The 25,042-nt window shown below is 35.8% G+C and carries 21 protein-coding genes; 8 read left to right on the top strand and 13 right to left on the bottom strand.

Annotated elements, in window-relative coordinates; all coding sequences use genetic code 11:
- Positions 1–13: 13 nt before the first annotated feature.
- The 9 genes from ABD692_RS05225 to ABD692_RS05185 form a co-directional block, all read right to left on the bottom strand.
- On the bottom strand, positions 14–1,381 hold the full coding sequence (locus tag ABD692_RS05225) for an MFS transporter (protein ID WP_344765584.1): 1,368 nt from the start codon (positions 1,379–1,381) through the stop codon (positions 14–16).
- A gap of 116 nt (positions 1,382–1,497) precedes the next feature.
- Positions 1,498–3,177, bottom strand: a complete 1,680-nt coding sequence (locus tag ABD692_RS05220) for an alpha-amylase family glycosyl hydrolase (RefSeq protein ID WP_344765582.1) — start codon at positions 3,175–3,177, stop codon at positions 1,498–1,500.
- A gap of 182 nt (positions 3,178–3,359) precedes the next feature.
- Positions 3,360–5,678 (bottom strand): glycoside hydrolase family 65 protein, encoded by a 2,319-nt coding sequence (locus ABD692_RS05215; protein ID WP_344765580.1) that lies wholly within the window; start codon positions 5,676–5,678, stop codon positions 3,360–3,362.
- A gap of 80 nt (positions 5,679–5,758) precedes the next feature.
- On the bottom strand, positions 5,759–6,457 hold the full coding sequence (pgmB, locus tag ABD692_RS05210; protein ID WP_344765578.1) for a beta-phosphoglucomutase: 699 nt from the start codon (positions 6,455–6,457) through the stop codon (positions 5,759–5,761).
- Between the two features lie 87 nt (positions 6,458–6,544).
- Positions 6,545–8,464 carry a glycoside hydrolase family 13 protein gene (locus tag ABD692_RS05205; protein ID WP_344765576.1) on the bottom strand — a complete coding sequence of 640 codons (1,920 nt, stop codon included), beginning with the start codon at positions 8,462–8,464 and terminating at the stop codon, positions 6,545–6,547.
- Between the two features lie 62 nt (positions 8,465–8,526).
- Complete coding sequence (locus ABD692_RS05200; RefSeq protein ID WP_344765574.1) at positions 8,527–9,504, bottom strand: SusE domain-containing protein; 978 nt, start codon at positions 9,502–9,504, stop codon at positions 8,527–8,529.
- Positions 9,505–9,547: 43 nt separating this feature from the next.
- Entirely contained in the window at positions 9,548–11,131 is a 1,584-nt protein-coding gene (locus ABD692_RS05195; protein WP_316761909.1) for a RagB/SusD family nutrient uptake outer membrane protein, read from the bottom strand.
- 13 nt (positions 11,132–11,144) lie between these two features.
- Positions 11,145–14,099 carry a SusC/RagA family TonB-linked outer membrane protein gene (locus ABD692_RS05190; RefSeq protein WP_344765571.1) on the bottom strand — a complete coding sequence of 985 codons (2,955 nt, stop codon included), beginning with the start codon at positions 14,097–14,099 and terminating at the stop codon, positions 11,145–11,147.
- 423 nt (positions 14,100–14,522) lie between these two features.
- Entirely contained in the window at positions 14,523–15,569 is a 1,047-nt protein-coding gene (locus ABD692_RS05185) for a LacI family DNA-binding transcriptional regulator (protein WP_344765569.1), read from the bottom strand.
- Positions 15,570–15,815: 246 nt separating this feature from the next.
- On the opposite strand from ABD692_RS05185, the gene ABD692_RS05180 reads away from it, so the two are divergent.
- Positions 15,816–16,175, top strand: a complete 360-nt coding sequence (locus ABD692_RS05180; protein WP_316761919.1) for a response regulator — start codon at positions 15,816–15,818, stop codon at positions 16,173–16,175.
- Here ABD692_RS05180 and ABD692_RS05175 read toward each other — a convergent pair.
- Complete coding sequence (locus tag ABD692_RS05175; protein WP_344765563.1) at positions 16,164–16,523, bottom strand: DUF6717 family protein; 360 nt, start codon at positions 16,521–16,523, stop codon at positions 16,164–16,166. The two genes, ABD692_RS05180 and ABD692_RS05175, sit on opposite strands and share 12 nt — an antisense overlap.
- 65 nt (positions 16,524–16,588) lie before the next feature.
- Between ABD692_RS05175 and dinB the strand changes: the two genes are divergently transcribed.
- A complete protein-coding gene (gene dinB, locus ABD692_RS05170) occupies positions 16,589–17,689 on the top strand; it encodes a DNA polymerase IV (RefSeq protein WP_344765561.1) in 1,101 nt (366 codons plus the stop codon).
- 248 nt (positions 17,690–17,937) lie between these two features.
- Positions 17,938–18,513, top strand: coding sequence for a hypothetical protein (locus ABD692_RS05165; protein WP_344765559.1), 576 nt, complete (start codon positions 17,938–17,940; stop codon positions 18,511–18,513).
- 94 nt (positions 18,514–18,607) lie between these two features.
- Here the strand turns inward: ABD692_RS05165 and ABD692_RS05160 are convergent, their stop codons facing one another.
- Positions 18,608–19,984 carry a helix-turn-helix transcriptional regulator gene (locus ABD692_RS05160; RefSeq protein WP_344765557.1) on the bottom strand — a complete coding sequence of 459 codons (1,377 nt, stop codon included), beginning with the start codon at positions 19,982–19,984 and terminating at the stop codon, positions 18,608–18,610.
- Positions 19,985–20,349: 365 nt separating this feature from the next.
- Between ABD692_RS05160 and ABD692_RS05155 the strand changes: the two genes are divergently transcribed.
- Positions 20,350–20,634 carry a hypothetical protein gene (locus ABD692_RS05155; protein ID WP_344765555.1) on the top strand — a complete coding sequence of 95 codons (285 nt, stop codon included), beginning with the start codon at positions 20,350–20,352 and terminating at the stop codon, positions 20,632–20,634.
- Between the two features lie 132 nt (positions 20,635–20,766).
- Here ABD692_RS05155 and ABD692_RS05150 read toward each other — a convergent pair whose 3' ends face one another.
- Together ABD692_RS05150 and ABD692_RS05145 are read right to left on the bottom strand one after the other, a co-directional pair.
- Positions 20,767–21,111, bottom strand: a complete 345-nt coding sequence (locus ABD692_RS05150) for a hypothetical protein (RefSeq protein ID WP_344765552.1) — start codon at positions 21,109–21,111, stop codon at positions 20,767–20,769.
- Between the two features lie 345 nt (positions 21,112–21,456).
- On the bottom strand, positions 21,457–22,374 hold the full coding sequence (locus tag ABD692_RS05145) for an EamA family transporter (RefSeq protein ID WP_344765550.1): 918 nt from the start codon (positions 22,372–22,374) through the stop codon (positions 21,457–21,459).
- A gap of 84 nt (positions 22,375–22,458) precedes the next feature.
- On the opposite strand from ABD692_RS05145, the gene ABD692_RS05140 reads away from it, so the two are divergent.
- The 4 genes from ABD692_RS05140 (at position 22,459) to ABD692_RS05125 (ending at position 25,039) form a co-directional block, all read left to right on the top strand.
- On the top strand, positions 22,459–23,079 hold the full coding sequence (locus ABD692_RS05140) for a CGNR zinc finger domain-containing protein (protein ID WP_344765548.1): 621 nt from the start codon (positions 22,459–22,461) through the stop codon (positions 23,077–23,079).
- A 70-nt stretch (positions 23,080–23,149) separates the two neighbouring features.
- Positions 23,150–23,722 (top strand): Crp/Fnr family transcriptional regulator, encoded by a 573-nt coding sequence (locus ABD692_RS05135; RefSeq protein ID WP_344765547.1) that lies wholly within the window; start codon positions 23,150–23,152, stop codon positions 23,720–23,722.
- Positions 23,723–23,799: 77 nt separating this feature from the next.
- Positions 23,800–24,213, top strand: a complete 414-nt coding sequence (locus ABD692_RS05130; RefSeq protein WP_344765544.1) for a carboxymuconolactone decarboxylase family protein — start codon at positions 23,800–23,802, stop codon at positions 24,211–24,213.
- A 10-nt stretch (positions 24,214–24,223) separates the two neighbouring features.
- Positions 24,224–25,039, top strand: a complete 816-nt coding sequence (locus tag ABD692_RS05125; protein ID WP_344765542.1) for an isocitrate lyase/PEP mutase family protein — start codon at positions 24,224–24,226, stop codon at positions 25,037–25,039.
- Positions 25,040–25,042 lie beyond the last annotated feature (3 nt).

Below are 25,042 nucleotides of genomic sequence, written 5' to 3'. Positions count from 1 at the left end.
CAATGACGATTAATTAAACTGATCTATTTTCTTCAATAGCCAGTTCTGAAGCTAATGTTTCATCCGTTTTCTTTGGTTCTCTGATGAACAGGTAACAAATCACAGCGGCTAAAATCATCAAGCCACCGCCCAACTGAACCGCCAAAAGTCTGTCGTTATTTAAAACATTGCGCATTAACCAGCCAAAACCTAAAGAGGCGATAATCTCTGGCAATACAATGAAGAAATTAAAAATCCCCATATAAATACCGATTTTATCTTTTGGTAGTGAACCGCTCAACATGGCATAAGGCATAGAAAGAATACTCGCCCAGGCAATACCAACGCCTGTCATACATAAGTACAACATGTTTTTATCGTGAACCCAGGCCACGCTGATTAAGCCAATTGCACCGCAAAGCAAACATAAAGCATGAGTGGTTTTTCGGCCCAAAGCATCAGCAATTTTTGGCAGAACCAGTGCAAAAAGAAAAGTGATTACACTATAATAAGCTAAAGTTAAACTTCCAAAATCGGCACCATGAGCGTAAACTGGGTCAGCAGCGTCTTTACCGCCAAAAACATTTACTGCAACGGCCGTTGTGTAATAAAACCACATTAAAAATAATCCTGGCCAGGTAAAAAACTGAACCAAAGAAACGATTTGCATGCGTTTTGGCATGTTTCTTAAAGCACTGAAAATTTCTTTTAATCCATTACTGAAACCTTTATCGCTTTGTTCTTTAAGCTCTTCTTCTCGAGGTGGGTATTCTTTGGTGGTAAAAACCGTCCACAATACAGCAGCGAAAAAGAAGAATGCGCCGATATAAAAAGAGAATTTTACGTTTTCAGGAATGTTTCCTTGCGTTGCAGTATTCTGTAGATGAAAAACGTTATTCATCAACCAAGGTAAGGCCGAAGCAATACTTCCTCCCAAACCAATCATCATGCTTTGCATAATAAAACCACGGTTAACCTGACTATCAGGCAATTTATCGGTAACAAAAGCACGGAAAGGTTCCATCGCGATATTACCGAAAACATCTAAGATCCAAAGCAGACCTGCCGCCATCCATAAAACGCTGCTATGTGGCATAAAAATTAAAGCAATACTACTTACAATTGCGCCAATCATAAAGTAAGGTCTTCTTCTGCCCCATTTCGGGTGCCAGGTTCTATCACTTAAATAGCCTATAATCGGCTGAACCAAAAGACCAGTTAATGGAGCCGCTAAAAACAATAATGGAACCTGGTCAGGGTTTGCACCCAGGTTTTCGTATATACGCCCCATGTTGGCACGTTGTAAATCCCAACCAAATTGGATTCCGAAGAAACCTACACTCATATTGATAATTTGTGCAAGTGTTAGTTTCGGGTTCTCAAAAATTGTTTTCAAGCTCATTATTATTGGTTTTTTTAACCGCAAAGGTCACAGAGTGAAAAAGCGCTAAGGCCGCAAAGCCAGGTCTTCTATTCTTTGCGAAAATCTTTGTGTTCTTTGCGGTTAATTATAAAGGTTTAAAATTCTATTACTTGTGCCGAAACTGGCCCAAGTTTTACAGGAATACTCGTTCCTGCTGGTATATTCAATTTTCTATCAGTAAGTAAATCTGTTACTGGAGAAGAGTTTTTCACTTTTAAAATATGGTCGGGGATTTCGATATTGGCCTCTAAAGTTTGATTTCTATCGAAGTTAGCCACAACCAATAAACGCTGATTGCCAGAATAACGAATAAATGCATACATGCGGTTATTCATATTTCCCGCTTGCGGAACATCGTAAATTTCGCCGTTCACAACCGCATCACTTGTTGAAGTTACCTTTAAAAGCTGCTTATAATAAGCTCTTAAATTTTGCTGTGCTGCACTTAATTTATGTCCATCGAATAAACCGCCATTCATCCATTTTTGATGATTAGGAACGCCCCAATAATCAAAGATTGTGGTACGATTATCATCGCCACCGAAACCCTCAGCACCTTTTCCAGGCTCGCCAACTTCCTGACCGAAATACAACATTACTGGACCAGAGCCAAGCGTAGCCGAAACCACCATTGCAGGCAAAGCCAGTTCAGCTTTTCCTGCAAATCCTGCTGATGCAATCCGTTCCTCATCGTGGTTTTCTAAAAAGCGCAACATATTTTTGCCAAAACCAGCGCTTTCTTTCTGCCACACGTAACGAATAGCGGCTACATCTGCATGAGGTTCGTTTCTAATTAATCTTTTCAGTCCGTCATACAATCCGACTTTATCATATAAATAATCGAATTTTCCCTCTTCTAAATATTGTTTATACACTTGCGGATTATAAGCTTCGCCAAGGAAAATTAAATCGGGATTGACTTTTTTAACTTGTGGGATAACCCAATTCCAAAAAGCAATAGGTACCATTTCGGCCATATCGCAACGGAAACCATCTACACCTTTTTTAGTCCAATAGATTAAAATGTCACGCATTTTAGTCCAAACAGGCGGAATGGGTTCGAAATGATTTTGTCTGCCGTTTTGATAATCAACACCGTAATTTAACTTAATGGTTTCGTACCAATCATCATATTTCGGCGATGCAGTAAAAGCATCATTACCTGTTGCTTTTGCAGGATTTTCATCAAATTTTCCATCCTGTAAACCAGATAACGGCGTTTTTTGTCCGTTGGTTGGCACTACAAACGGCTGACCTGGGACATAATAAAAATCGTTCTGCGTACTGAAAGCCTTTGTTACATCATCCTTAGCGCCAAAATCGATTACGTTTTTTGGCTTAGCGTAAGAATGATAACTTCTGGCTACATGATTTGGTACAAAATCAATAATTACTTTCAGATTTTTAGCGTGTGTTCTTTTGACCAGAGATTCGAACTCTTTCATTCGGTTCTTTACATCAACGGCTAAATCTGGATTGACATCGTAATAATCACGAATGGCGTAAGGCGAACCAGCTCTCCCTTTTACAACATCTGCATCATCAACCTTAATTCCATAAGCAGAATAGTCGGTTAAACTGGCGTGAGCGATAGCACCTGTGTACCAAACGTAGTTTACATGAAGTTCCTTAATGCCATCTAAAGCCTTATCTGTAATGTCATTAAACTTACCCGAACCATTTTGTTCAATGGTGCCGTAAGGGATGTTTGTCGTGTTTTTATTTCCGAATAAACGGGGCAATAACTGATATATAACGATTTGCTTATCGTTCATATTTTTACTCTTTTTTTGTGCAAAGGATGTTTGAGAAATTATGGTAAAGATAAATAAAAGAGCTAAAGTCCTCCCCCAACCCCCTCCAAAGGGGGACAAGCATAGAGCCGAAAAACTCTTTGCTTGTTTTAAGGTCTGCGGCTTAAACCCTATACCCTCAACCTCTAAACCATCAACCTTTCTCATACCAACTCCGCGTTATTAACTTCGATTTCTGCGTTTCCAGCCAGTTTATAAACCTGGTTTCTGATTCCGATTTCTAAATCAACATCATTGTTATTTTTAATAGTGATGCCGTTTTCTGTGATGTTTATCTTCAAAGTTGCACCTCTAAAACCAATGGTAAACGAGAACGATTTCCATTGTGTTGGCAAGAAAGGATTGAATTGTAATTTACCATCGCGGACACGCATACCAGCGAAACCCTCTACCACGCTCATCCAGGTTCCAGCCATCGATGTGATGTGCAACCCATCTTCTGTATCATTATTGTAATCGTCTAAATCTAAACGGGCAGTGCGTAAATAAAATTCGTAGGCACGGGCCTCATCATTTAATTTAGCAGCTAAAATACTGTGTACGCAAGGCGATAAAGAACTTTCATGAACCGTACGTGGCTCATAAAAATCGAAGTTTCTTCTGATGGTTTCCAAATCGTAATCCTCTTCGAAGAAATACAATCCCTGTAAAACATCGGCTTGTTTAATAAATGGCGAACGCAAAATTCTATCCCAACTCCACTTCTGGTTAATTGGTCTATCACTTGCGGGCAAATCTTTAACTAAAGTTTGCTCTTTATCTAAATAACCATCTTGCTGTAAGAAAATTCCCAGATTTTTATCCTCTGGATAATACATTTTCTCGATGATATCTGCCCAATCGGCAAATTCCTGATCATCGAAATTTAAGCTTTTTAATAAGCTGGTATATTTTTCGGGTTGCTGATTTTTTACAATTTCCGCAGCTTCTGTTGCATATTTCATGCACCAGGTTGCCAATAAATTGGTGTACCAGTTGTTGTTTACGTTGTTCTCATACTCGTTCGGACCAGTAACACCAAGCATTACATATTGCTGTTTTTCGCCACTCCAGTTTACACGTTGTTTCCAGAAACGGGCAATGCCGATTAAAACTTCTAAACCGAAATCCGACAAATAACTTTCATCGGCAGTATAGCGGATATAATTGTAAATCGCGAAAGCAATAGCGCCATTACGGTGGATTTCCTCGAAAGTAATTTCCCACTCATTGTGGCATTCTTCGCCATTCATCGTCACCATCGGATACAATGCAGCGCCATCTTTAAAACCTAATTTTGCCGCATTTTCTATCGCTTTACCCAATTGCTTGTGACGATAAACCAGTAAGTTTTTGCTCACTTCCTGCGGAGCAGTTGCTAAGTAAAAAGGGACACAATAAGCTTCGGTATCCCAATAAGTAGAACCGCCGTATTTCTCGCCAGTAAAACCTTTCGGACCGATATTTAACCGATCATCTTTACCTGTGTAAGTTTGGAACAGTTGAAAAATATTGAAACGAATCGCTTGCTGAGCCGAAACATCGCCCTCAATGATGATGTCGCTTTCTTCCCATTTGGTTGCCCAAGCTTCAGTTTGTTCTTTCAATAAAGTATCGAAACCTTTAACCGTAGCTTTTGTGATAACCGATTTAGCTTCTTTTAAAAGTGATTCTTTTGGATAATTTTCTGAAGATAAATTGGCTGCGATTTTAATCAAAGTGATTTCCTCGTTAGCTTTTACATCAACAGAAAAGGTTTGTCCAACGAATTTTTCTTTACGAACAGCCTCTGGATTGATAGCAACTTTCTCTGAATTTTTATATAACTCGATGTGACTTCCTGTACAAACCTCGAACTCCGTTTTCTTTGTTCTTAATTTGATGTAAGCTTCTGCCTCTGTGATTTCATCAGAAACCATTGTCCAGAATTTTTCATCGTAGTTGCTATCCTGATTTTTGATATCGCCATCGATGAATGGCATCAATGTGATTTTGCCATCAAAGTTTACAGGCGTAATGCTATAACGGATTGCACCTACTTCATCATCAGCGATACTGCAAAAACGAGTAGCTTTTACTTTTACAGTTTTACCACTTTTCAGTTTTGCAGTGAAAGTACGCTCTAAAATACCAGCATGCATATTCAAAACACGTTTGAACTCGCTCACTTCAGCGGTTGCTAAATCTAAGATTTCATCCTCCAGTTTTACTTCGATACCCACCCAGTTTGCGGCATTCAAAACTTTGGCAAAATATTCTGGGTAGCCGTTTTTCCACCAGCCCACACGGGTTTTATCTGGATAATAAACACCCGCAACATAATTACCCAAAAGGGTTTCGCCAGTGTAAGTTTCTTCAAAATTGGCTCGCTGACCCATGCGGCCATTACCCAAACTGAAAATACTTTCTGAAATTTTATTTAAATGTGGATCAAAGCCTTCTTCGATAATGTTCCACTCATCTGCTTTAATGTAATTCTTCATAATTTAAGCTGTTGTCATGCTGAAGAATGAAGCATCTGTTTCATCGCTTGCAGATCCTTCGTTCCTCAGGATGACAAATATTATAATGCCTCTAAATCCTTAACTGTTAATTTATCTAAACCACTTACCACTACATCGGCTTCGGTTAGTACACTTTTTTCGCCAATACCAATGGCTTTCATGCCACCGCGTTTGGCTGCTTCAACGCCTGCAACAGCATCTTCAAAAACAACACATTCATCAGGCTTGAAGCCTAAAAGTTCGGCTCCTTTTAAGAAAACTTCTGGATCTGGCTTTGATTTAGTAACCATATTCCCATCTACAATTTCATCAAAGAAATGAGCCAGATTAGTACGTTCCAAAATGATTCCTGAATTTTTGCTTGCAGAACCTAAGGCCAGTTTATAACCTGCTTTATGAATCGCTTGTAAAAAATCTACCGTTCCAGGTAAAACTTCAGCAGGTGTCATTTTAGTAATCATATCCACATACCAGCTGTTTTTTAAAGTCGCTAACTCTTCCTTTTCAGCATCAGTTTTTTCTACATTGCCCCAAGCCAGAATTTTATTTAAGCTTTCTACGCGACTCACACCTTTCAATTGCTCGTTCTGTTCTTCGGTAAAATCGAAACCCATGGTATTGGCTAAACGTTTCCAGGCTTGATAATGGTAAACTGCTGTATCAACCAGTACACCATCCAAATCAAAAAGACAAGCTTTAATTGAGGTTGAGGGTTGAAGGTTGAAAGTTGAAAGTTCCGGATGTTTATTTTCTTGCATTGTTTTATAATATTTTAGTAGCGAGTATCAAGTATTAGAATAGATAAATGAACTAGCTTTCTGCTTTAGTCTTTTTGCTTTTACCCTTTAATTTAGTTCTAACACTAACGTTGTTTTTGCTGGCACTTTAATCTCTTTCATTTGAATATTTTCTCCTGAGATTACATTTTTTGCAGTTGTGATTCCTGCTGTACGTTCAGCAAATCTATCAGTACTTAGAGTTTTATCTTTTTCGGTGTTATTTACAACAACCATTACTGTGCCTTTCGCACTTCCATTATAGCGGAAGTAAACATAAATATCATCTTGAGGTACAAACTGCATTAACTTACCGTTTTGCAAGGCATCGCTATTTTTACGGAAGTTAGCTAAAGTTTTCACGAAATTGAATGCTTCGTTTTCTTTATTAGTCCTGTCATCGGCAATGAATTTATCTTTCTTATCTCCATTCCATCCACCAGGAAAATCAGAGCGGATTAAACCATCGGGATTAGAAAAGTTTTTCATCAAAATTTCTGTGCCATAGTACATTTGCGGAATGCCTCTCATGGTTAGCAGAATAGACATGCCCATTTTATATTTTTCGAAATCTTCACCAACCATCGAATAGAAGCGGCTCATATCATGATTATCTAAAAATATGCAATTTGTATTCGCGTTTTTGTAAAGGAAATCATGTGACAACGTTGCATACAGGCGATTAATTCCATCTACCCAGCCGTTTTTTCCATTAATACCTTCATAAATGGCATCTTTTAATGTTGCATCCGTTATACCTTGTAAATGGGTATCAAAACCACGGTTAACCGTATTACCGCCAGTAAAAAATGCTTGATTAGCTACCGCGGTAACCAATGTTTCTCCGAAAACGGAAAGGTGTGGAAATTCGGCTTGTAATTTTAAAGCCCAGTCGGCCATGTAAACAGGATCGTTATATCCGTAAGTATCTAATCGCAAACCATCAATACCAGCATATTCAATCCACCAGATGTGGTTTTGAGTTAAATAATTTTGAACATAAGGATTGGTTTGATTTAAATCGGGCATTGAAGGCACAAACCAACCATCGAGCATTTGCTTACGATCGGCAGCTGATGCATGAATATCCATTACGGTTTGATCGCGATAGCTTGTTTGCGTATATTTTGGCCATTGATTTAACCAACTTTTCATCGGCAAATCTTTATAAAACCAATGATGCGTGCCGATATGGTTGTGAACGATATCTTTAATCACTTTCATGCCTTTAACATGAGCAGTTTCCACATATTTTTTATAAAGTTCGTTTGTACCGTAACGTGGGTCTATCTTATAATGATCAGTTACTGCATAACCATGATAAGAAGCTTGTGGCATGTCGTTTTCTACTTCTGGAGTCATCCAAACAGTAGTTACACCTAAATCTTTAAGGTAATCCAGGTGATTAATTACGCCTTGAATATCACCACCATGGCGGTAATACATACTATCACGATTTAGTGCAGTTTCAGTTAAACCCTGAACCACATCATTGCTTTTATCGCCGTTTGAAAAACGATCAGGCATTAATAAATAAATAAAATCTTTTTGTGTTACACCTTGAATTCTACCAGGGCTTTTGTCGCGGTTTTTTAATTCGTAGATATAAGAAAATAGTTTTTTGCCGTTGGCAGAAAAGTTTATAGGAAATTTACCTGCTTTAGCTGATGGAGTTAACTCTAAATCAACAAACAGATAATTAGGATTTTCGACTTTATTAACTTTAACCAGTTTTACACCTGGATAAGTTAGAGAAATTGTACTTGCAGCAATATTATCGCCATGAACAAGCAATTGTAATTTGGGATTGTGCATCCCTGTAAACCAGAACATCGGTTCCATACGCTCTAATTTTTGAGCGAAAAGATTAATGCTTGTATAAAATACAAGAAAAGCAAATATTATAAGTTTAATTCCTGCTAAATGCAAGAATTTAGTTTGAGCATTATTAGAAAGAGAACGAACGGAAGTAGTATGTAATTTGATCATGCTAAACTCTATGTATAAAAAAGCCCTGAAGAAATCGCATCCTTCAGGGCATCGAAAAAATATTATTGTTTTACCGAGGTAAAGCTTCCCGTTTTACCATCGGCATTAAGTGTTAATGTTATTTTATAAGTTCCAGCAGAAGCAATAACAACATTGCCCGAACCATCACCAATGCTAGTTCCCCAATCGTGGTTTAACCTAAATTTTAATTCTCCAGCAGTTAAAGGTATTGTAATCGTCCAGCTATTTTTCCCATCGTTTATAAATTTCATATCTGTATCAACAGACCAGTCACTGCCTGGTACAGCATTACCTATAATTGACCATACTAAAGGTGTTAACGTAAAAGTATTTGCATTTAAATCAACCACCAATTGTTTTGCTCCTTTAGAAACAGAATTGATATCTGCACCCGAAGTGCTGATTTTACCACCGCCAGCATCGCCGTAAGCAATATCCCATTTCTTAGCAGGCGTAATTTTAAATTTATCACCGTCAAAAGCAATAATTCCAGTATACACACCATTTCCCGTAGGCGAGATTAAACTATCTGCAGTTGCAGGATTCCAGCCCTGATAATTACCAGGTACGTAAATCCATGCCGTTAAAGGGAATGGTCTTGTGCTTATGGTAACCACATTACTATAAACTGGTGCTGTAGATGTAGAAATTGAAGACTTAATTCTAATCTCTACATCAGTATTTGCAGATGTAGAAATTCCTAACGACAATAATAGATTATTAAAGTCGAGGCCATTGTAAGCTTTTGTTGTTGCTTTAGCATCTAGAATTGTCTCTTTTGGTGCCGCAAAGTTTGTTCCTTTAACAGCTAACTGTAATGTATTTGAAACTGCAGCCTGATAACCAAAATTTGCATCAGTTAAACTAAAAGTTACAACATTTGTGGTTAGTTTAGATTTATCTAAAACAACGCTTGTAGCTGATGTTTGTAAAGCGCCTCCCGTGCCAGATGTAGCGATGGCTTTAGTTTCATCTTTTTTACATGACCATAGCGACAAAGCGATTAAGCTTAATGCCATGGATTTAAATAAAATTGATTTCATATCTTATGAATGATTGAGATTAATAACCAGTATTTTGTTTCAGATTTGGATTTGCAATTAAATCTGCCGTTGGAATTGGGTATAAGTTACGGTATGCAGGTAATGCAGTACCGGCTTTTACACCACCCTTAAATTGCCATAGATAACCACCATCTGTATATTTTCCGTAACGCACTAAATCAGTACGACGGTGACCTTCCCAATACAACTCGCGACCACGCTCATCTAAAAAGAAATCTATATTAATGGTTGATACATTACCTGAAGCATTTCCATAAGCACGGGCACGTAAAGCATTTACATAGGTTAAAGCTAAAGCCGTGGTACCACCAGTTCCGCCACGCATTACAGCTTCTCCATAAATTAAATATTGCTCGGCCAGGCGGAAGATTGGAAAGTCTACGGAACTGAATGTTCCGTTTAATGATGCACCCATAGCACCTGTTGAGGTAACATTTTTAAATTTAGTTGCACGTAAACCATCAGTAAATACACCAATATCGTCTATACCTGTTTTTGTTCCAAAGAAAACACCACGTTTATCTAAAGTACCATTAGCATCTGGAAACAAGGCTGGTAAATTAGCACGGGTTCTATTACCGCCCCAACCACCATTCGGCACACCATACGAGGTCGGATTCATATCACCGTTTATACCTGCATTAATCAAGAAAGTTGTACCTCCGTAATTCGTTCCATTTATACCATCGTAATTAATGCTTAGAATTATTTCCGCATTATTTACATTGTTATCAGCTTTAAACAAATCCATGTAATTTGTTTTTAAAGCATAGTTTGCATTGATTACTTTACTAGAGTAAGTTATTGCTTCAGTATATTTTGCTGTACCTGTGTATATCTGTGCATTTAAATAAATTCTTGCCAATAAAGCCCAGTCAGCGCCTTTATCTGCACGACCATACTCGTTTGTACGAGGCTCTGCTAAATCGGTTTCGATGGCTTTTAATTCAGACTCTACATACGTAAATAAAGCAGCTCTTGAAATTTGTTGGGGTGCAACTTTACCAATCGCATCATTTTCGGTTACGAATGGTGGATTACCAAATGCATCCATCAATACCCAATATTGATAAGCACGTAAGAAACGAGCTTCAGCACGATATCTGGTAACAGCAGTTGCATCTGCACCAGTAATATTGCGGCTAGCTAATTTTTCTGGTGTACTTTCACGTAAGAATTCATTAACAAATGTAATTTGAAGAATACTTCTTGAATATAGACCTCTTAAGAATTGATTGTCAACACTTGGAATAGAGTAATCTAATTCTGGAATACCTGTATCACCCCAGGCACAAATTGCTTCATCAGTGGTTAACTCTTGTGAAGTCCAGAATAATCTTAAAAAATCGGCAAAACCTGAGTTTAAACCACCAATATCACTCACATCAGAACCGCCTGGACTGGTTAAAGCATATGCAGCATATAACTTAGCTAAACTATTTTTGTATCCTGCAGGTGTAGCATACACCGTTTCTGCAGTCGCATCGTTTGTTGGTTTTAAATTTAAAGCATCCTTTTTGCATGAATTTAAAGACAACAGTAAAATACCTGATGCTAATATTATTTTAAATGAATTTTTCATCTTAATTTTTTATTTAAAAACCAACATTTAAGCCTAAAGTGAATGTTCTTGGTCTAGGGTATAAATTATAATCTATACCTGATATCGACTCTGGATCAATACCTTTGTATTTGGATACCACAAATACATTTTGGCAGTTTGCCGAAATTCGCATTGTGGTATTGCCTGTTGGAGAAAGCTTACCTACGTTATATGATAAACCAACGTTATCCATTTTCAAGAAAGAAGCATTTTTGATATAATAATCACTCAAATACTGAGAAGTTTGGAAACCTGTATTATAAAGATCGATACCAGAATTATTCAGAATACCTTGTGTGCTTAATACATTGTTCTTAATTCCTAAGTTAGAAGAAACGTTATCGTAAATGTAGTTACCAATGTTTGCTCTTAACACCGTACTGGCTGTCCATTTTTTGTAAGTGAACGAAGTATTAAAACCAAATGTGAAGTTCGGATCTGGAGATTTGAAGAAATACTGATCACTTGTATTGATTACTCCATCGCCATTTAAATCTGCATATACCCCTTCAATTGGTGTACCAGCAGCATTATAAACTTGTTTGTATACAAAGAATGCACCTGGCACTTGATTTACTGCATGATATTTAAGCGTTACACCACTTCCACCAGTAATATCGCCTGCACTAACTTTCGATCCTGGATCAGGATTTAAAGTTAAATTGGTAATTTTTCTTTTGTTGTAAGCCGCATTGAAACCAAAGTCCCAGGTTACCTTGTCGTTTTGTATAGCAACAAAGTTTAAACTTGCCTCAGCACCTCTTACATCCATATTACCTACGTTTGTAGTTAATAAATTTGTAAAGTTTGTTCCTACTGGGATGTTCACGATACTTAACAAGTCTTTCGTCTTTTTGTAATAAACATCCAAGCTACCATACAATCTTCCGTTTAAGAAGCCATAATCTAAACCAGCATTGTAAGTAGTTGTAGACTCCCATTTCAAATCTGGATCGTAACCAGCTGCACTATAATAATTGTAAAAAGTATTTCCTAATTGATACTGACCATTATTACTGTTTGCATAATATCTTGCTATATAGTCATAGTTTCCGATACCATCTTTGTTACCAGTTACACCATAACTTAATCTCAATTTCATATCAGATACAACTTTGCTATCCTTAAGGAAATTTTCACCAATAATTCTCCAGGTAAAGCCAACTGATGGGAAATAACCCCAACGATTGTTTTCAGAAAATTTTGATGAAGCATCTGCACGCATAGTACCATTTAAAATATATTTATCATTAAATGTATAAGTAAATCGACCATAGTAAGAAAGCAATTTATTTTGCTCTACAGAGAATGGAAATACTGGTGTTGTCAATAATTCGCCCGTACCTTTGTAAGTATTAAAATTAAAATTCGTCTGTGCGATATCATAATATCCATAACCAGCAGTTACATCGAATCTACTTTTAATGCTTTCTACATTTTTAGCATAGTTTAAGTAAAACTCCGAAAACTTATCGTGTTCGATGTTTTTTCTGCTTGAATAAGAACCCTGAGTAGATGCACTTTGAGCTGCGAAAGTTGGAACTGAAGTAGAACCATAACCTTTAGAAACATCATAGCCTACGTTTAAGTTAGCATGTAACTCTGGTAAAAAATGGAAAGAGTAATCAAACCTTGCATTACCAAAACTTCTTGCAGCATTACCATGGTTATCCTGTAATCTAATTAAGCCAACGGGATTACGTGGTGCGTTTGGATTTGGCACAGCGCCGTTAACCCATTCAAAATAACCACCGTATGTTGCTGGGCCTTCAACCGTTTTAGTAGGATCAAACTGAATAGCATTTTGTATTGCTGCATCATTTGGGTACTGAGACTGTGTTAATGAGCCCTTTAGGTTTAAATCGATTTTTAAATGATCGCCAAATAAACGAGGAGATAAAGTGAAGCCACCCGTGGCTCTTTTTAGTTTACCAGAAATTACAACACCATCCTGATCTAAATAACCACCAGAAACACGGTAAGGAACACCCTTAAATGAACCTGCTATACTTAAGTTATTGTCAGTAGTAAAAGCTGTTTGATAAATCTCATCCTGCCAATCGGTACTTGCTGTACCTAATAATGCTTTTTGAGCAGCACTACCATTTGCGTTAACATAAGCACGAACCTGATCAGCAGAAAGTACATCTACTTTTTTAGCTACTGTACCTATTGAATTGTTTGTACTGAAATTGATTACAGGAGCTCCAGAACCACCCTTTTTAGTTGTAATTAAAATTACACCGTTAGATGCTCTTGAACCATAAATGGCCGTTGCATTCGCATCTTTTAAAACCGTGAAGGTTTCAATATCATTTGGGTTAATTAAAGAAAGCGGACTTGGTGCGTTACCAATGCTGTTACCACTAAAAGGAACCCCATCCACCACGATTAACGGATCATTACTTGCATTTAATGATGCGCCACCACGAATACGAATCTGACTTCCACCGCCTGGAGCACCACTACCGTTGATGATGTTGACACCAGCAACCTTACCTTGAATTAATTGATCAGGTGTAGTAATTGTACCTTTTTGGAAATCTTTTGAACTTACAGTCGTAATCGAACCTGTTAAGTTTTTCTTTTCTGCTGTGCCGTAACCGATTACAACAACTTCATTTAATTTTTGTGCATCTGGAACCAATTTAAAATCGGCGGTTGCATTTGCGGTAACATCTACTGCTTTATCTAAAGTTTGGTAACCGATAAAACTTGCTGACAACGTTAAGGTTCCATTCGATAACCCAGCCAGTTTAAATTTTCCGTTCACATCTGTCGATGTTGATCTGGTTGTTCCTTTTATTAAAATGGAAGCACCAGGCAACGGTTGGCCAGTTTCATCAAGCACTGTTCCAGATACAGATCCAGTTTGTGCTTTTACGATTAATGCTGAAAAAACTAACAGCACTAAAAGCCCCTGTTTTAGCAGGTAAAATACTTTCATATTCGAAGCTCTTTTAAGTATAAAAATTTGGTTAAATATTATTGTGATTTACACACATGCCTAATTTACAGCAGGAAATCATAATTCAAAATTTATTTAAAAAATATATTTTCAGCTCAATAGCGAAGCTGAATTTTAATAGAAAAAGACCGAGTTTTAGAATTTAAAAAAGCTCTATTCAAGCAGATATATGTTTTTAAATAATTTATAATCAGATAATTACAAATAAATAGAAACTATTTTATGTGTATTTTTTACACTAAGCTATTTTTCTTGTCAATTTCGGGAACGTTCCCGATGATTTTAAGAGAATTTAAGAATGTTTTTCGGGAACGTTCCCGAAAAATCGGATGAATTCTGCGTAAAACACACTAAGTGTTGATTTTTTTTGATCAAAATCCTTCGGAAAAAGACTGCTGTTTTTTAGGGTTTTTGGGGCGAATTTGAGGTCGAATTTCGCTTGATAATTTTCGATTGCAGAATCAGTTCTGAAGGTATTTTTTTATCCACTTTTGATAACAAAATATCGAACAACATTCTGGCTGCTTCTGTACCAATTTCAGTAGCGGGTTGTGTTATTGTGGTTAAAGATGGGTTAAGTAATGGAGCAATTTCCAAGCTCGAAAAACTAATTATTTTTACATCCTTAGGAATCGAAATATTCAAATCGTAACAAGCGTAATAAGTAGCGAAAGCCAAACGTTCTACCGATGTAAAAATTCCATCAGGTTTTAGATCTGTTAATGCAGCTTTGATAATTATGCTGTTTTCATCGTAACTGTTACTACAATCTACAATCAGGTTTTCTTCAAAAGGTAAATTGTGCTTTTCCAGTGCATCTATATAACCTTGCATACGCGTTTTACCAATCGATAAACTTTTATTAACTACCAGGTAAGCAATTCGAGTACAACCTTGCTCTATTAAATGTTCAGTAGCCAGAAAACTGCTATTATAATCGTTTGTAACAACTCTTGGCGTTTCAATATCTTCATAAATTCTATCGAAAAAAACTAAAGGTAATCGCTTCCCTCCAAATTTATTCAGGTAATTATGATCATTAGCTTCTCCAGATACCGACATAATTATACCGTCGGCCCTCCCATTATGTAAGTGTCTAATAAAATTTACTTCTTTAGAATAGTCATCATCGGTTACATAAATTAAAATATGGTATCCGTTTTCTCGGGCAACGCGTTCTATACCGTGAATGGCTTGGGAGAAGTAATTATTTGCAAGTTCGGGAACAATAACTGCAATGGTTTTACTCTTTTGTTCTCTTAAATTACTTGCGTAATGATTAGGCTGATAGTTTAATTCTTTGGCTTTTTCTAAAATAAGCGTTTTAGTTGAAGCGTTAATATCACTGTTATCTCTAAAAGCTCTTGAGATTGTAGATGTAGATAAATTTAAGGCTTCAGCTAATTTTTTTATGTTAATACTATCCATTTTGGTTAAAAGCCTGATCATTATAAATAACGTGGTAAATATAACTAGATTAATACATTACTTGTATTGATATTTGTAAATCTACATTTAATCACCTACAGAGCATCTAAAGGCAGTATAAAACCCATATTTATACTATATTGTAATTTAACGTAAAAAAATAATCTATATTTATCAAAACAAAATGTTAGCTAAGTATATTAATAGTATGCCTAAAGTTTCAAAGGCAAATACACAATAAGCAATACTTGGTATTAAGAGTAAGAAATGGAAAATAAAAGAATACTAATTGCTGATGATGATGAAGGAATAGTTGATGCCGTAACCATGATATTGCAAGTAATGGGATATGAAGTCGACTTTACATATGATGGCGGTGCGGTATTGGATGCCGTTAAAAACAAACCAGATCTTATTTTACTAGATATCTGGATGAGTGGTCACGATGGTAGAGACATTTGCAAACAACTTAAAAGCGATCCTGATTTTAAAGAAATCCCTATTTTAATGATTTCTGCAAGTAGAGATATTAAACAATCGGCCCTTGATGCTGGTGCCAACGATTTTATGGAAAAGCCTTTTGAAATGGATTCCTTATTGAATAAGGTTACACATTTACTGAACTAATTGTTCCTTAAAGTATATTTTCTCAGGCAATTCTTTAAAAACAAATTCGGTAACGCCACATAACCATAGTTTATGATTAATATAGTTACCTCTAAAACTTTCTAAAAGATAATCTCCACCACCACCTAAATTCTCTTCGCGGGTATAAATCAATTTTAAAATTTCTGCATTGGGCATGTGCAGATCTGCCATAAGCAAGCTACATTCGTTGGTTGATACCGAAACCCATTCTAATAACTCGTCGGCACCTTCAACCATTTGTAAATCAGCTTCATTCCCATCCCACTCAGGAATATCGGCATACCATTCCCCTTTCGCATTTTTATAAAATCTGATTAATCTTTCCATATTTTGTAAAGAAAAAAAATCTAATTGAATATTCAAGATAAAAATCCCGAATTTTAGATCATTAGATGGCTGAAGAAAACCCAACGGTATTAAGAAAAATTATTCATATTGATATGGATGCATTCTATGCGTCGGTTGAGCAACGTGATTTTCCCGAATACCAAGGTAAACCTTTAGTTGTTGGAGGCAAACCCGATAGCAGAGGCGTGGTTTCAACGGCGAGCTACGAAGCCAGAGTTTTCGGTATCCGTTCGGCTATGTCATGTAGTAAAGCTTATCAACTTTGTCCATCTGCCATATTTGTTTATCCTCGTTTCGATGCTTACATGTCGGTTTCGCGAAGTATTCGTGAAATTTTTAGCCGTTACACGGATATAATAGAGCCACTTTCTTTAGATGAAGCCTATCTCGATGTTACTGAAGATAAATTAGGCATTGGATCAGCCATTGATATTGCCCAATCCATAAAAGATGCCATAAAGAATGAGCTGAATTTAACTGCATCAGCTGGAGTATCAATTAATAAGTTTGTAGCAAAAATTGCATCAGATATAAATAAACCAGACGGATTAACCTTTATCGGCCCATCGAAAATTAAAGGGTTTATGGAAAAACTTCCTGTAGAAAAATTCTTTGGTGTGGGTAAGGTAACCGCAGCTAGAATGAAAGCGATGCAAATTAATACTGGTGCAGATTTAAAAAAACTAACTGAACAACAGTTGATCGCTCAATTCGGTAAAGCAGGTAAATTTTATTATAAGGTAGTTCGCGGATTAGATGATAGACCTGTTCAAGCCAACCGCGAAACTAAATCAGTTGGTGCAGAAGATACACTTGCCGAAGATACAAATGATGATTCTGTTATGCATAGCTTACTGCAGCAAATTAGTATCACTGTAGCAAAACGTTTGGAAAAATATCAGCTTAAAGGAAAAACGGTGACCTTAAAAATAAAATTTGAGGATTTTAAACAAATTACCAGAAGCAGATCTTTTGCAACACCGCTTAACAACGCAGAAACCATTTACAGCGAAGCCATTAAGTTACTTAACGAAGCTAATATTGGCTTAACAAAGGTTAGATTACTTGGAATTACTTTATCGAGATTTTATGACGACATCAGGCTCGATAAAACAGAGAATAATCAGCTTGAGTTGGAATTTTAATAGCGAAAACTATCAATTTAATCTTACGGTTTACCTTTGAAACTATTTTATTGAGGCTTAAAATTGGATTAAAAAAAGGTTTAACAATTAAAAAAAGATATGAAATCGATCTTCATATTTGAATTAAAATTATTACACAAAGCTACTCAAATACACAACATCCATAAAATCAACACAATACAAAATAAATAATTCAGTTTAGTCATAAAAAATACTTAACTTAACTTGTAATAAATAAACAAACTGTCATGAAAGGCATTATTAAAAAAAACGCCACGACATTAACGCAGGAGTTAAATTGGCTGTCAAAAGTTATCGATACCAGTATTAAGTTATTTTTCGGCGAGAAAATTGAATTCGAAAGTATTTATGATGTTCAACCACCAGATATTACTCATGATGAGTCTTTTTACGCTGAAGTAATTAAACGCGATCAAATCACTATACCTGAAAGGATTGTTTTATTACTTTCCATTGCACCACACGTTAAACCAGAAATGCTTGATGTTTTTCTTATAAAAAATAAAACCCTCGACAAATACTTTACCGAATTTGGTGGCATAAAAGATGCCAAATACGATGGATTTATTCCTACTGGCGAAACGGCAGCATTTATTTTGGCAATGAATAATTTAGAAAGCAGATTTGATTTATTTAATCTTTTTTGCGACGATCATTACTTCAACAAAAGAAATATCCTGCACATTATAAAGCCTAGAGGTTACGAGCCTTATCTTTCTGGGGCATTAGTACTTTCTTTAGAATATCTAAGTTATTTAACGGTTGGCGTTTCAAAATTCACCGCTGTACATTCAGATAATTAAAATATTTATCTGATAGATTAAATGATTAATAAGAATTTACAACCATAAATAGCTTTAAATTAAATTACCCTTTTAAAAACTACTTTAATAAAAATTAGATCTGAGCCATCCAGATGTTAATATCTATGCCGTGTGGGATCTCAATTTTCTTTCTTATTCTGTATTTTTTGCCTTCAACAGCCCGAACCGAACTCTTTGTATAACGGGCAATTTCTTTGGTTTCGAAATTTAGCCTGAGTAATGCACAAAATTCAATTTCTGATGCAACCAAATTCGGTGCAATACTTAAAAGCTTTTTACTAAACTCCGTATCAAACTCATTAAATTTTACAAAAAATGCTGGATTATTCTCTACAGCAAGCTGAACAATCTCTTTTAGTTCTTCCGTTTTAGCAGGAGATTGTACACGACTGTTAAACTCAGCCTTTTTTACCAGTTCATCTATTTTTTGGTGGGCTTTCTCAATTGACATTGCACTTTCAGTACGCAATAGAATCTCCGCATCGTTTAGCCTAACTATAAATATGATTAGTAAGATTGCAAATACCACTACCAGAAATAAGGAAGCCAGGTAAAATTTATTTAGCAAGGTTGTAGTTTCTTTATAATTTTTAAGTGCCAAAACTTTAAACTCATCAATCATTTTATAATTGATGTCTTTTACGTTACTTATTATAATTTGCAGCTCATTTGTGATGTGGCTATTTAAAACAATAAGTTCGCCCTGCATAGCTAGTAATTTTTTATTTTCACGTTGTAGCTGCTGTAATTTGTTAAGATATGCTCTTCGATCGTTGCCAGCAATTTTAGTACTGTAAGAATCAATCTGCTGGGTATTTTTGTGATTGATTATTTCAATTGTTTGGTTTTTTTCCTTATTCGAAATGGCATCCTTTAATCGCTTAAAAAAACTCTTCTTTTCAGGCTTTATAACCTTTACAATGGTATCGGCTACATTTTTAACTTTATTTTCCTGTTTAGGAACATTACGATTTAAATTATTAAGATTTTGTTCTGCCTCTTTATTAAAGTTAGCGTAAATCGTTAAGAGAGAATCAAAACTATGTTTCAATACAAACAGCCGATCTGATAAATTTGATTTCTTTTGATACCAGAATTTCACTTTATTAATCTGCAATTCAGTTAAATGTGAAGTATCCGTTCTTTCAGTAAGAAGCGTATCAATCATATTAAAAACCCTGGAGATTTTTTTGTTGTAGTCTACATATTTTTTACTGCCAGCATTGATCAACGATTCTTGAAAATCGCCTTCTGCCTGGTGTATAAGCAATAGAATTTGTTCTGGTTCGGTTTTTACATGTTCTATATTAGTGGCCAGATTGGAAATGCTTCTCAGTTTTACATTAATTGTATTTAAAACAATTAGCGCTGCTCCAGCTGCAATAATAACAAACACTAAAAACACCAAAAGTATTTTTTTTGCCAGTGCTCGGGTATAAGTTAGCTTCATCAATGGGATATAATAGGGTAAATAATCTGTCGCTATCGCAGAACTATTTCATGGATTAATTGTGCTAAATTGACAATAATCAAAGAAATAACTTCTACTCACATCTACACGAACAGCTATTAACGCTCAATAGCGACTAAAATGTGAGAATACTAACAATGATTTACTGTATTAAAATAAGCATAACATTTACCACTTCCAAGTGATAAAATTTACAAACATTCAATTTGATTGCCCATCGCAAACATTTTTCAATATTGATTATCAATAATTTAAATATTCCGTGTAGATGTACGTATTGATTATTTATTAATGTTTATCTGAAAACTATTCTTTTGCTACACACAAATTTTAAGTCTAAAAATATGAGAACCAATTTTTTTCAATCCATTAACAACCTGCCAGAAGCAGATTCGTGGAAAATAGACATTGCATTTACTGACGAAAGCCGAATGATTGTTACTGTTTTTAATGATGAATTAAAAGTTGACCATAAACTTCCAATTGCAATTTTTGTTGGCACGGCTAAAGAAATTAATGAAATTTTCTTTGATGTGCTTCTATCAAAGGCTAAACAAAACACTTCGCTTTTCTTAAATATTCAAGTCAATCAACGAACCCCCGTACTCCAAAAAGCAAGTAGTTTATAAATACATTTTTTATATTTTAAGTGAATGACTAATTATTTCCTTTTAAAAGCTGTCTGATTGCCGCAAATGTTGAGAGCATCACTAACGGTACTAAAAGAGATGGAAGTAATACAAAAGGGAAATAGCCTAGCGCTATATTGGCTTGTTGGCTTTGATAAGACCCTCGCGTTTCAGCGCCTTGATAATTCCACCCACTCCAATAGCCGTAAAGATCAATTTTAAGTCAAGGTATATTGACCGGAAAGTGGTTTTCTTCAAATGGGGATATAGGATGAGTGCACACGCTCTTTTATTATCGGAAAGCCACGTCTCACCGAACAAGGAGCATACCTCGAAGGAATAATCTATTAAGGCGCGAATGCGTTCAGGCTTCTTTTCATCATTAATGATGATATAATTTAAGCTTTGATTATGTTCAAATGATTTTGCTAATAGTTCAATTATCAATTTCCTATCAACAGATTTTGCTTTTATCATTAAATTTATAGTTAGTGCCTATTGAGAATCGTTTTTAGATACTCGATCAACAAAAGGGAAAACTAGGGGAATTGGAATTTGATATCAAGTACCAGCTTTTGTTTCTTAACTAGTCCAATAAATTAATTTTTACCTTTCTGACAATTAAAACCTTCAAATATCTATCATTAGATTTAAATCAGGCTTCTTGTAACTTCCATGATAATTTCTAACTGTTAAAGTAAATCCATTTGATATTTTAATCCAGGAGAATTTAGGCAATGTTTGCCGGAAAGAGAAAGAATTAAATTGACCCTAAAAGAAACTGTCGGAACTAAAATCCAGTAATCCTGATAGTATTTATCATTATTTAGGTTTAAAAATTTGGGTAATTAGGACTCCACCAAGAACAAACACAACGGCTGCTAACTGCCAAACTGAAACATTTTCCGATGCCAGCATCCAACCCATAAGAATAGCAATAATTGGATTAACATATGTGTGAGTGCTGACAATAGCAGGTGGTTGGACTGTAACGAGATAATTAAACGATAAATAAGCTAATAGCGATCCCATGATTACAAGGTAAATTAGACCGATCCAGGCTATGGTTGGAATGGGACGTAAAAGCAAATGTGGCCACTCTCCCATAAGACCAGCTATAAATGATGAGCAAATACCGCCAGAGATAAGCTGCACTGCACTATTTACCATAGTTGAATTGGTCGATGACAAATTTTTATTTGCGTACAATACGCCAATAACCCAAGAAATCGCGCTGAGAATAGTGATGACAGCACCAAAAATGGGGTGCGATTGGATTTCGGTTTTATTATCTGGCGCAAAATAAGTAAATAGAACGATCCCGACGAAACCAATTATTAAACCTGTAATAATACGCTTATCCGCAAAATAAAATGTCCATCGACTCCTATCTAATAATAGAAAGAACAAGGGTTCTGTTGCTACAATGACAGCCGCCGCACCTGAACTAATATATTGCTCTCCTACTACCACCAATCCTGAGCCACCAGTTAGCATCAATACTCCGCTAATGATTAAGATTTTTATGTCCTTTGGTTTCGGTAATTTGGTTTTTTTGTAACAGATCCAAGCGGAAAGTATAATTCCTGCTGCCAGATATCTTAAAGCAGAAATGGTAAAAGGCATAAAACCCTTCAATGCAAAAGAAATCGCTAGATAGCTAGTTCCCCAAATAAAGTAAATCGCAATAAATGCGCAAATCACTAATAGCTTCTTATTTGACACTTTAAATCTTACCATTAAAATCAATTTTACTAGTGTAAATTAAAATACTAAACTATCAAAAATTGTTTTAATGGTGTGATTTTTTTTTTACTTTTGAAGATGAATAAGTTATCAACAGTAAAAACGATGACGTTTGACGGAGGGGCAGATTGTCTTGATTTTATCAATTCTGGTTACCACGCGGAAAGAGACATAGTAGTTGAGAAGTTACATAGCTATGATGATTTGCTCATTTTATCTGAACGCCTTGATTTACTTACTTCTCAGCATCTACATTGTTTGACATTGAAGGCCGCAACTAACCCTGAAGAGGCAAAAGCAGCACTGATAAAGACTTTAGAAGCCAGAAAATTACTTTACAATATTTTTGCTGGCTTGGCAGCCAGACCCCAGAAAAATACTGAGCAATTGATTTTAGATCAAGTCAACGCCCTATTTTCAGACGCATTAAAGTATAGGAGATTGATTTTTGAAAACGGTAATCTAATTTTTTCCTTTCAGCCGAAAGTAGATGATTTAATGGCTCCTCTCTGGAAATTTATTCTTTCAGCATATGATTTATTCAAGACTCAAAATTTGAATTATATCAAACAGTGCCAACGATGTGCATGGCTATTTTTGGACCAAACAAAAAACCATCGCAAAAAGTGGTGCAATATGGAACCTTGCGGAAATATTGAAAAAACTAGGCGCTATTATCAGAATAAAAAACGCAGTTAGAATCTCTGAAAACTGACTTCTATCTTAGTTTTGAGTTTATAATAAATCTCACCAATAATCTATAACCCAAATGATAACATATCTCGTCGACCATATTTCTAAGTATGTACCATTGATTCCTGATGAAATAAAATTTTTAGAGCAACATCTTGTATTTAGAAAAGTAGGTAAGAAGAAAAAGATTTACCATCCAACAGATACCTTTTCCGAAAACTATTTTGTTATTGAAGGTTGTCTTCGGTTATATAGTAAAGACGAAGAATGCAAAGAGCGTACAATTCAATTTGCAATCGAAAACTGGTGGATGTTCGACCCCAGATCAATTTCTCTGAATGGCACCCCAAATTTCTATATTGACGCAATTGAAGAAACTACGCTAATTGTTATATCAAGAGATAGTTGGAACTTATTAGGTTCTCGAATACCGGCATTAGAACACTATTTTAGAATAATCTTTCACAGAGCCTATAATGCCTCATTATGGAGGATTAACCACATTTTTTGTTATCAAGGTTCAGAAAGGTACTACCACTTCACAAAACTCTTTCCTTCTTTTGTACAACGCATCCCTCAATATATGCTAGCTTCCTATTTGGGACTAACCCCAGAATTTATAAGTATGATACGAGCGAAAAAATCATAATCCCTTATTTCTTAAAATTGTTTAAGGATTTTTAGGTTCAAGGCTCTTTAAATTTGCCTTACATAAATATTCAGGATATGAACATACAAGAAATTAGACCAGAGGCATTTAATGCCCAAATCGCTTTTGCAAATGCTATAAAGCCTAAAATTATTACTCCAATACAAACTGAACTATTAAAAATCAGGATATCACAAATTAATGGTTGTTTTTATTGTCTTAAAATGCATACCGAAAAGGCAATTTCGATTGGTGAAACCCAGTCACGATTAACGGCACTACCGGTTTGGAGAGAAGCCCCTTTGTTTACCCAAGAAGAAAAATCGATTTTAGAATTGGCGGAGAGACTTACTCTAATACATTCTCATCAAGACCCTTACGAAGGCATTGTTGATATTATAGGGAAAGATGTTGCAACAGATGTACTAATGACAACTGTGGCAATAAATAGTTGGAATAGAATTATGAAAACGCAAGTGATTAATCCATAAATTTTATAAGATGCTACAGTACGAAAAAGCAAATTACTTTAGAGACCAGCATAATTCACCTAAACTTTTAATGCTTCCTAATGTGTGGGATGTAATGAGCGCTAAGTTGATGGAATCTGTTGGCTTTCATTCATTGGCTACTGCCAGTGTTGCATTAGCCGCAGCAAATGGGTATCCGGATGATCAACATATTCCTCTTGAACTTTTGTTGCAGCAGGTTTCGAAAATTGTAAGGTCGGTTTCAGTTCCCGTAAGTGTAGATTTCGAAAGAGGCTATTCAAATAATTTGAGCGAACTTCAAGACAATGTTAAGCGCCTAATGGATACAGGTGCAATAGGAATTAACATTGAAGACAGCGAAGCAGGTGGAAAAGGCCTTAAATCAATAGCCGAGCAGTGTAAGATTTTGGAAATGATAAGGAAGGTTGCTAACGATCAAGGCATCAATCTAGTTATTAACGCCCGTACTGATGTTTATTTGAACAGACAAATAAAACAACCTGTTGCAGAAGCTATCAAAAGGGCAAAAGCTTACGGCGATGCAGGCGCTGATTGTTTTTATCCAATACTAATCAGTAGGATGGATGAATTGGAGACATTGGTTAAGGAGACGTCGATACCGATAAACGTATTAATGATCAAGCCCTTCGCAAATCTTTTACAGTTAGAGCAGCTCGGAATAAAACGCGTCAGCCTAGGGCCAGGAATGCTCAATTATGCTATTACAAAGATGCAAAATGTTGCAAAGGCTCTCCGTGAATATGATACAAAAGGGTATTTTGATGAAGAATCTGTAAATACAGCTTTTCTTAACCAGCTGATTTAATAG

The organism is Pedobacter ginsengiterrae (genome assembly GCF_039537385.1).
GTDB classification, from domain to species: Bacteria; Bacteroidota; Bacteroidia; order Sphingobacteriales; family Sphingobacteriaceae; genus Pedobacter; species Pedobacter ginsengiterrae.
The sequence above is the reverse complement of the archived record's forward strand: the minus strand, read 5'-3'. Positions and strand labels throughout refer to the sequence as shown.

Excerpts from the sequence above, each read along its gene's own strand:
- ABD692_RS05225 (WP_344765584.1), bottom strand. The coding sequence starts at position 1,381 with ATGAGCTTGAAAACAATTTTTGAGAACCCGAAACTAACACTTGCACAA.
- ABD692_RS05220 (WP_344765582.1), bottom strand. The coding sequence starts at position 3,177 with ATGAACGATAAGCAAATCGTTATATATCAGTTATTGCCCCGTTTATTC.
- ABD692_RS05215 (WP_344765580.1), bottom strand. The coding sequence starts at position 5,678 with ATGAAGAATTACATTAAAGCAGATGAGTGGAACATTATCGAAGAAGGC.
- pgmB (WP_344765578.1), bottom strand. The coding sequence starts at position 6,457 with ATGCAAGAAAATAAACATCCGGAACTTTCAACTTTCAACCTTCAACCC.
- ABD692_RS05205 (WP_344765576.1), bottom strand. The coding sequence starts at position 8,464 with ATGATCAAATTACATACTACTTCCGTTCGTTCTCTTTCTAATAATGCT.
- ABD692_RS05200 (WP_344765574.1), bottom strand. The coding sequence starts at position 9,504 with ATGGCATTAAGCTTAATCGCTTTGTCGCTATGGTCATGTAAAAAAGAT.
- ABD692_RS05195 (WP_316761909.1), bottom strand. The coding sequence starts at position 11,131 with ATGAAAAATTCATTTAAAATAATATTAGCATCAGGTATTTTACTGTTG.
- ABD692_RS05190 (WP_344765571.1), bottom strand. The coding sequence starts at position 14,099 with ATGAAAGTATTTTACCTGCTAAAACAGGGGCTTTTAGTGCTGTTAGTT.
- ABD692_RS05185 (WP_344765569.1), bottom strand. The coding sequence starts at position 15,569 with ATGATCAGGCTTTTAACCAAAATGGATAGTATTAACATAAAAAAATTA.
- ABD692_RS05180 (WP_316761919.1), top strand. The coding sequence starts at position 15,816 with ATGGAAAATAAAAGAATACTAATTGCTGATGATGATGAAGGAATAGTT.
- ABD692_RS05175 (WP_344765563.1), bottom strand. The coding sequence starts at position 16,523 with ATGGAAAGATTAATCAGATTTTATAAAAATGCGAAAGGGGAATGGTAT.
- dinB (WP_344765561.1), top strand. The coding sequence starts at position 16,589 with ATGGCTGAAGAAAACCCAACGGTATTAAGAAAAATTATTCATATTGAT.
- ABD692_RS05165 (WP_344765559.1), top strand. The coding sequence starts at position 17,938 with ATGAAAGGCATTATTAAAAAAAACGCCACGACATTAACGCAGGAGTTA.
- ABD692_RS05160 (WP_344765557.1), bottom strand. The coding sequence starts at position 19,984 with ATGAAGCTAACTTATACCCGAGCACTGGCAAAAAAAATACTTTTGGTG.
- ABD692_RS05155 (WP_344765555.1), top strand. The coding sequence starts at position 20,350 with ATGAGAACCAATTTTTTTCAATCCATTAACAACCTGCCAGAAGCAGAT.
- ABD692_RS05150 (WP_344765552.1), bottom strand. The coding sequence starts at position 21,111 with ATGATAAAAGCAAAATCTGTTGATAGGAAATTGATAATTGAACTATTA.
- ABD692_RS05145 (WP_344765550.1), bottom strand. The coding sequence starts at position 22,374 with ATGGTAAGATTTAAAGTGTCAAATAAGAAGCTATTAGTGATTTGCGCA.
- ABD692_RS05140 (WP_344765548.1), top strand. The coding sequence starts at position 22,459 with ATGAATAAGTTATCAACAGTAAAAACGATGACGTTTGACGGAGGGGCA.
- ABD692_RS05135 (WP_344765547.1), top strand. The coding sequence starts at position 23,150 with ATGATAACATATCTCGTCGACCATATTTCTAAGTATGTACCATTGATT.
- ABD692_RS05130 (WP_344765544.1), top strand. The coding sequence starts at position 23,800 with ATGAACATACAAGAAATTAGACCAGAGGCATTTAATGCCCAAATCGCT.
- ABD692_RS05125 (WP_344765542.1), top strand. The coding sequence starts at position 24,224 with ATGCTACAGTACGAAAAAGCAAATTACTTTAGAGACCAGCATAATTCA.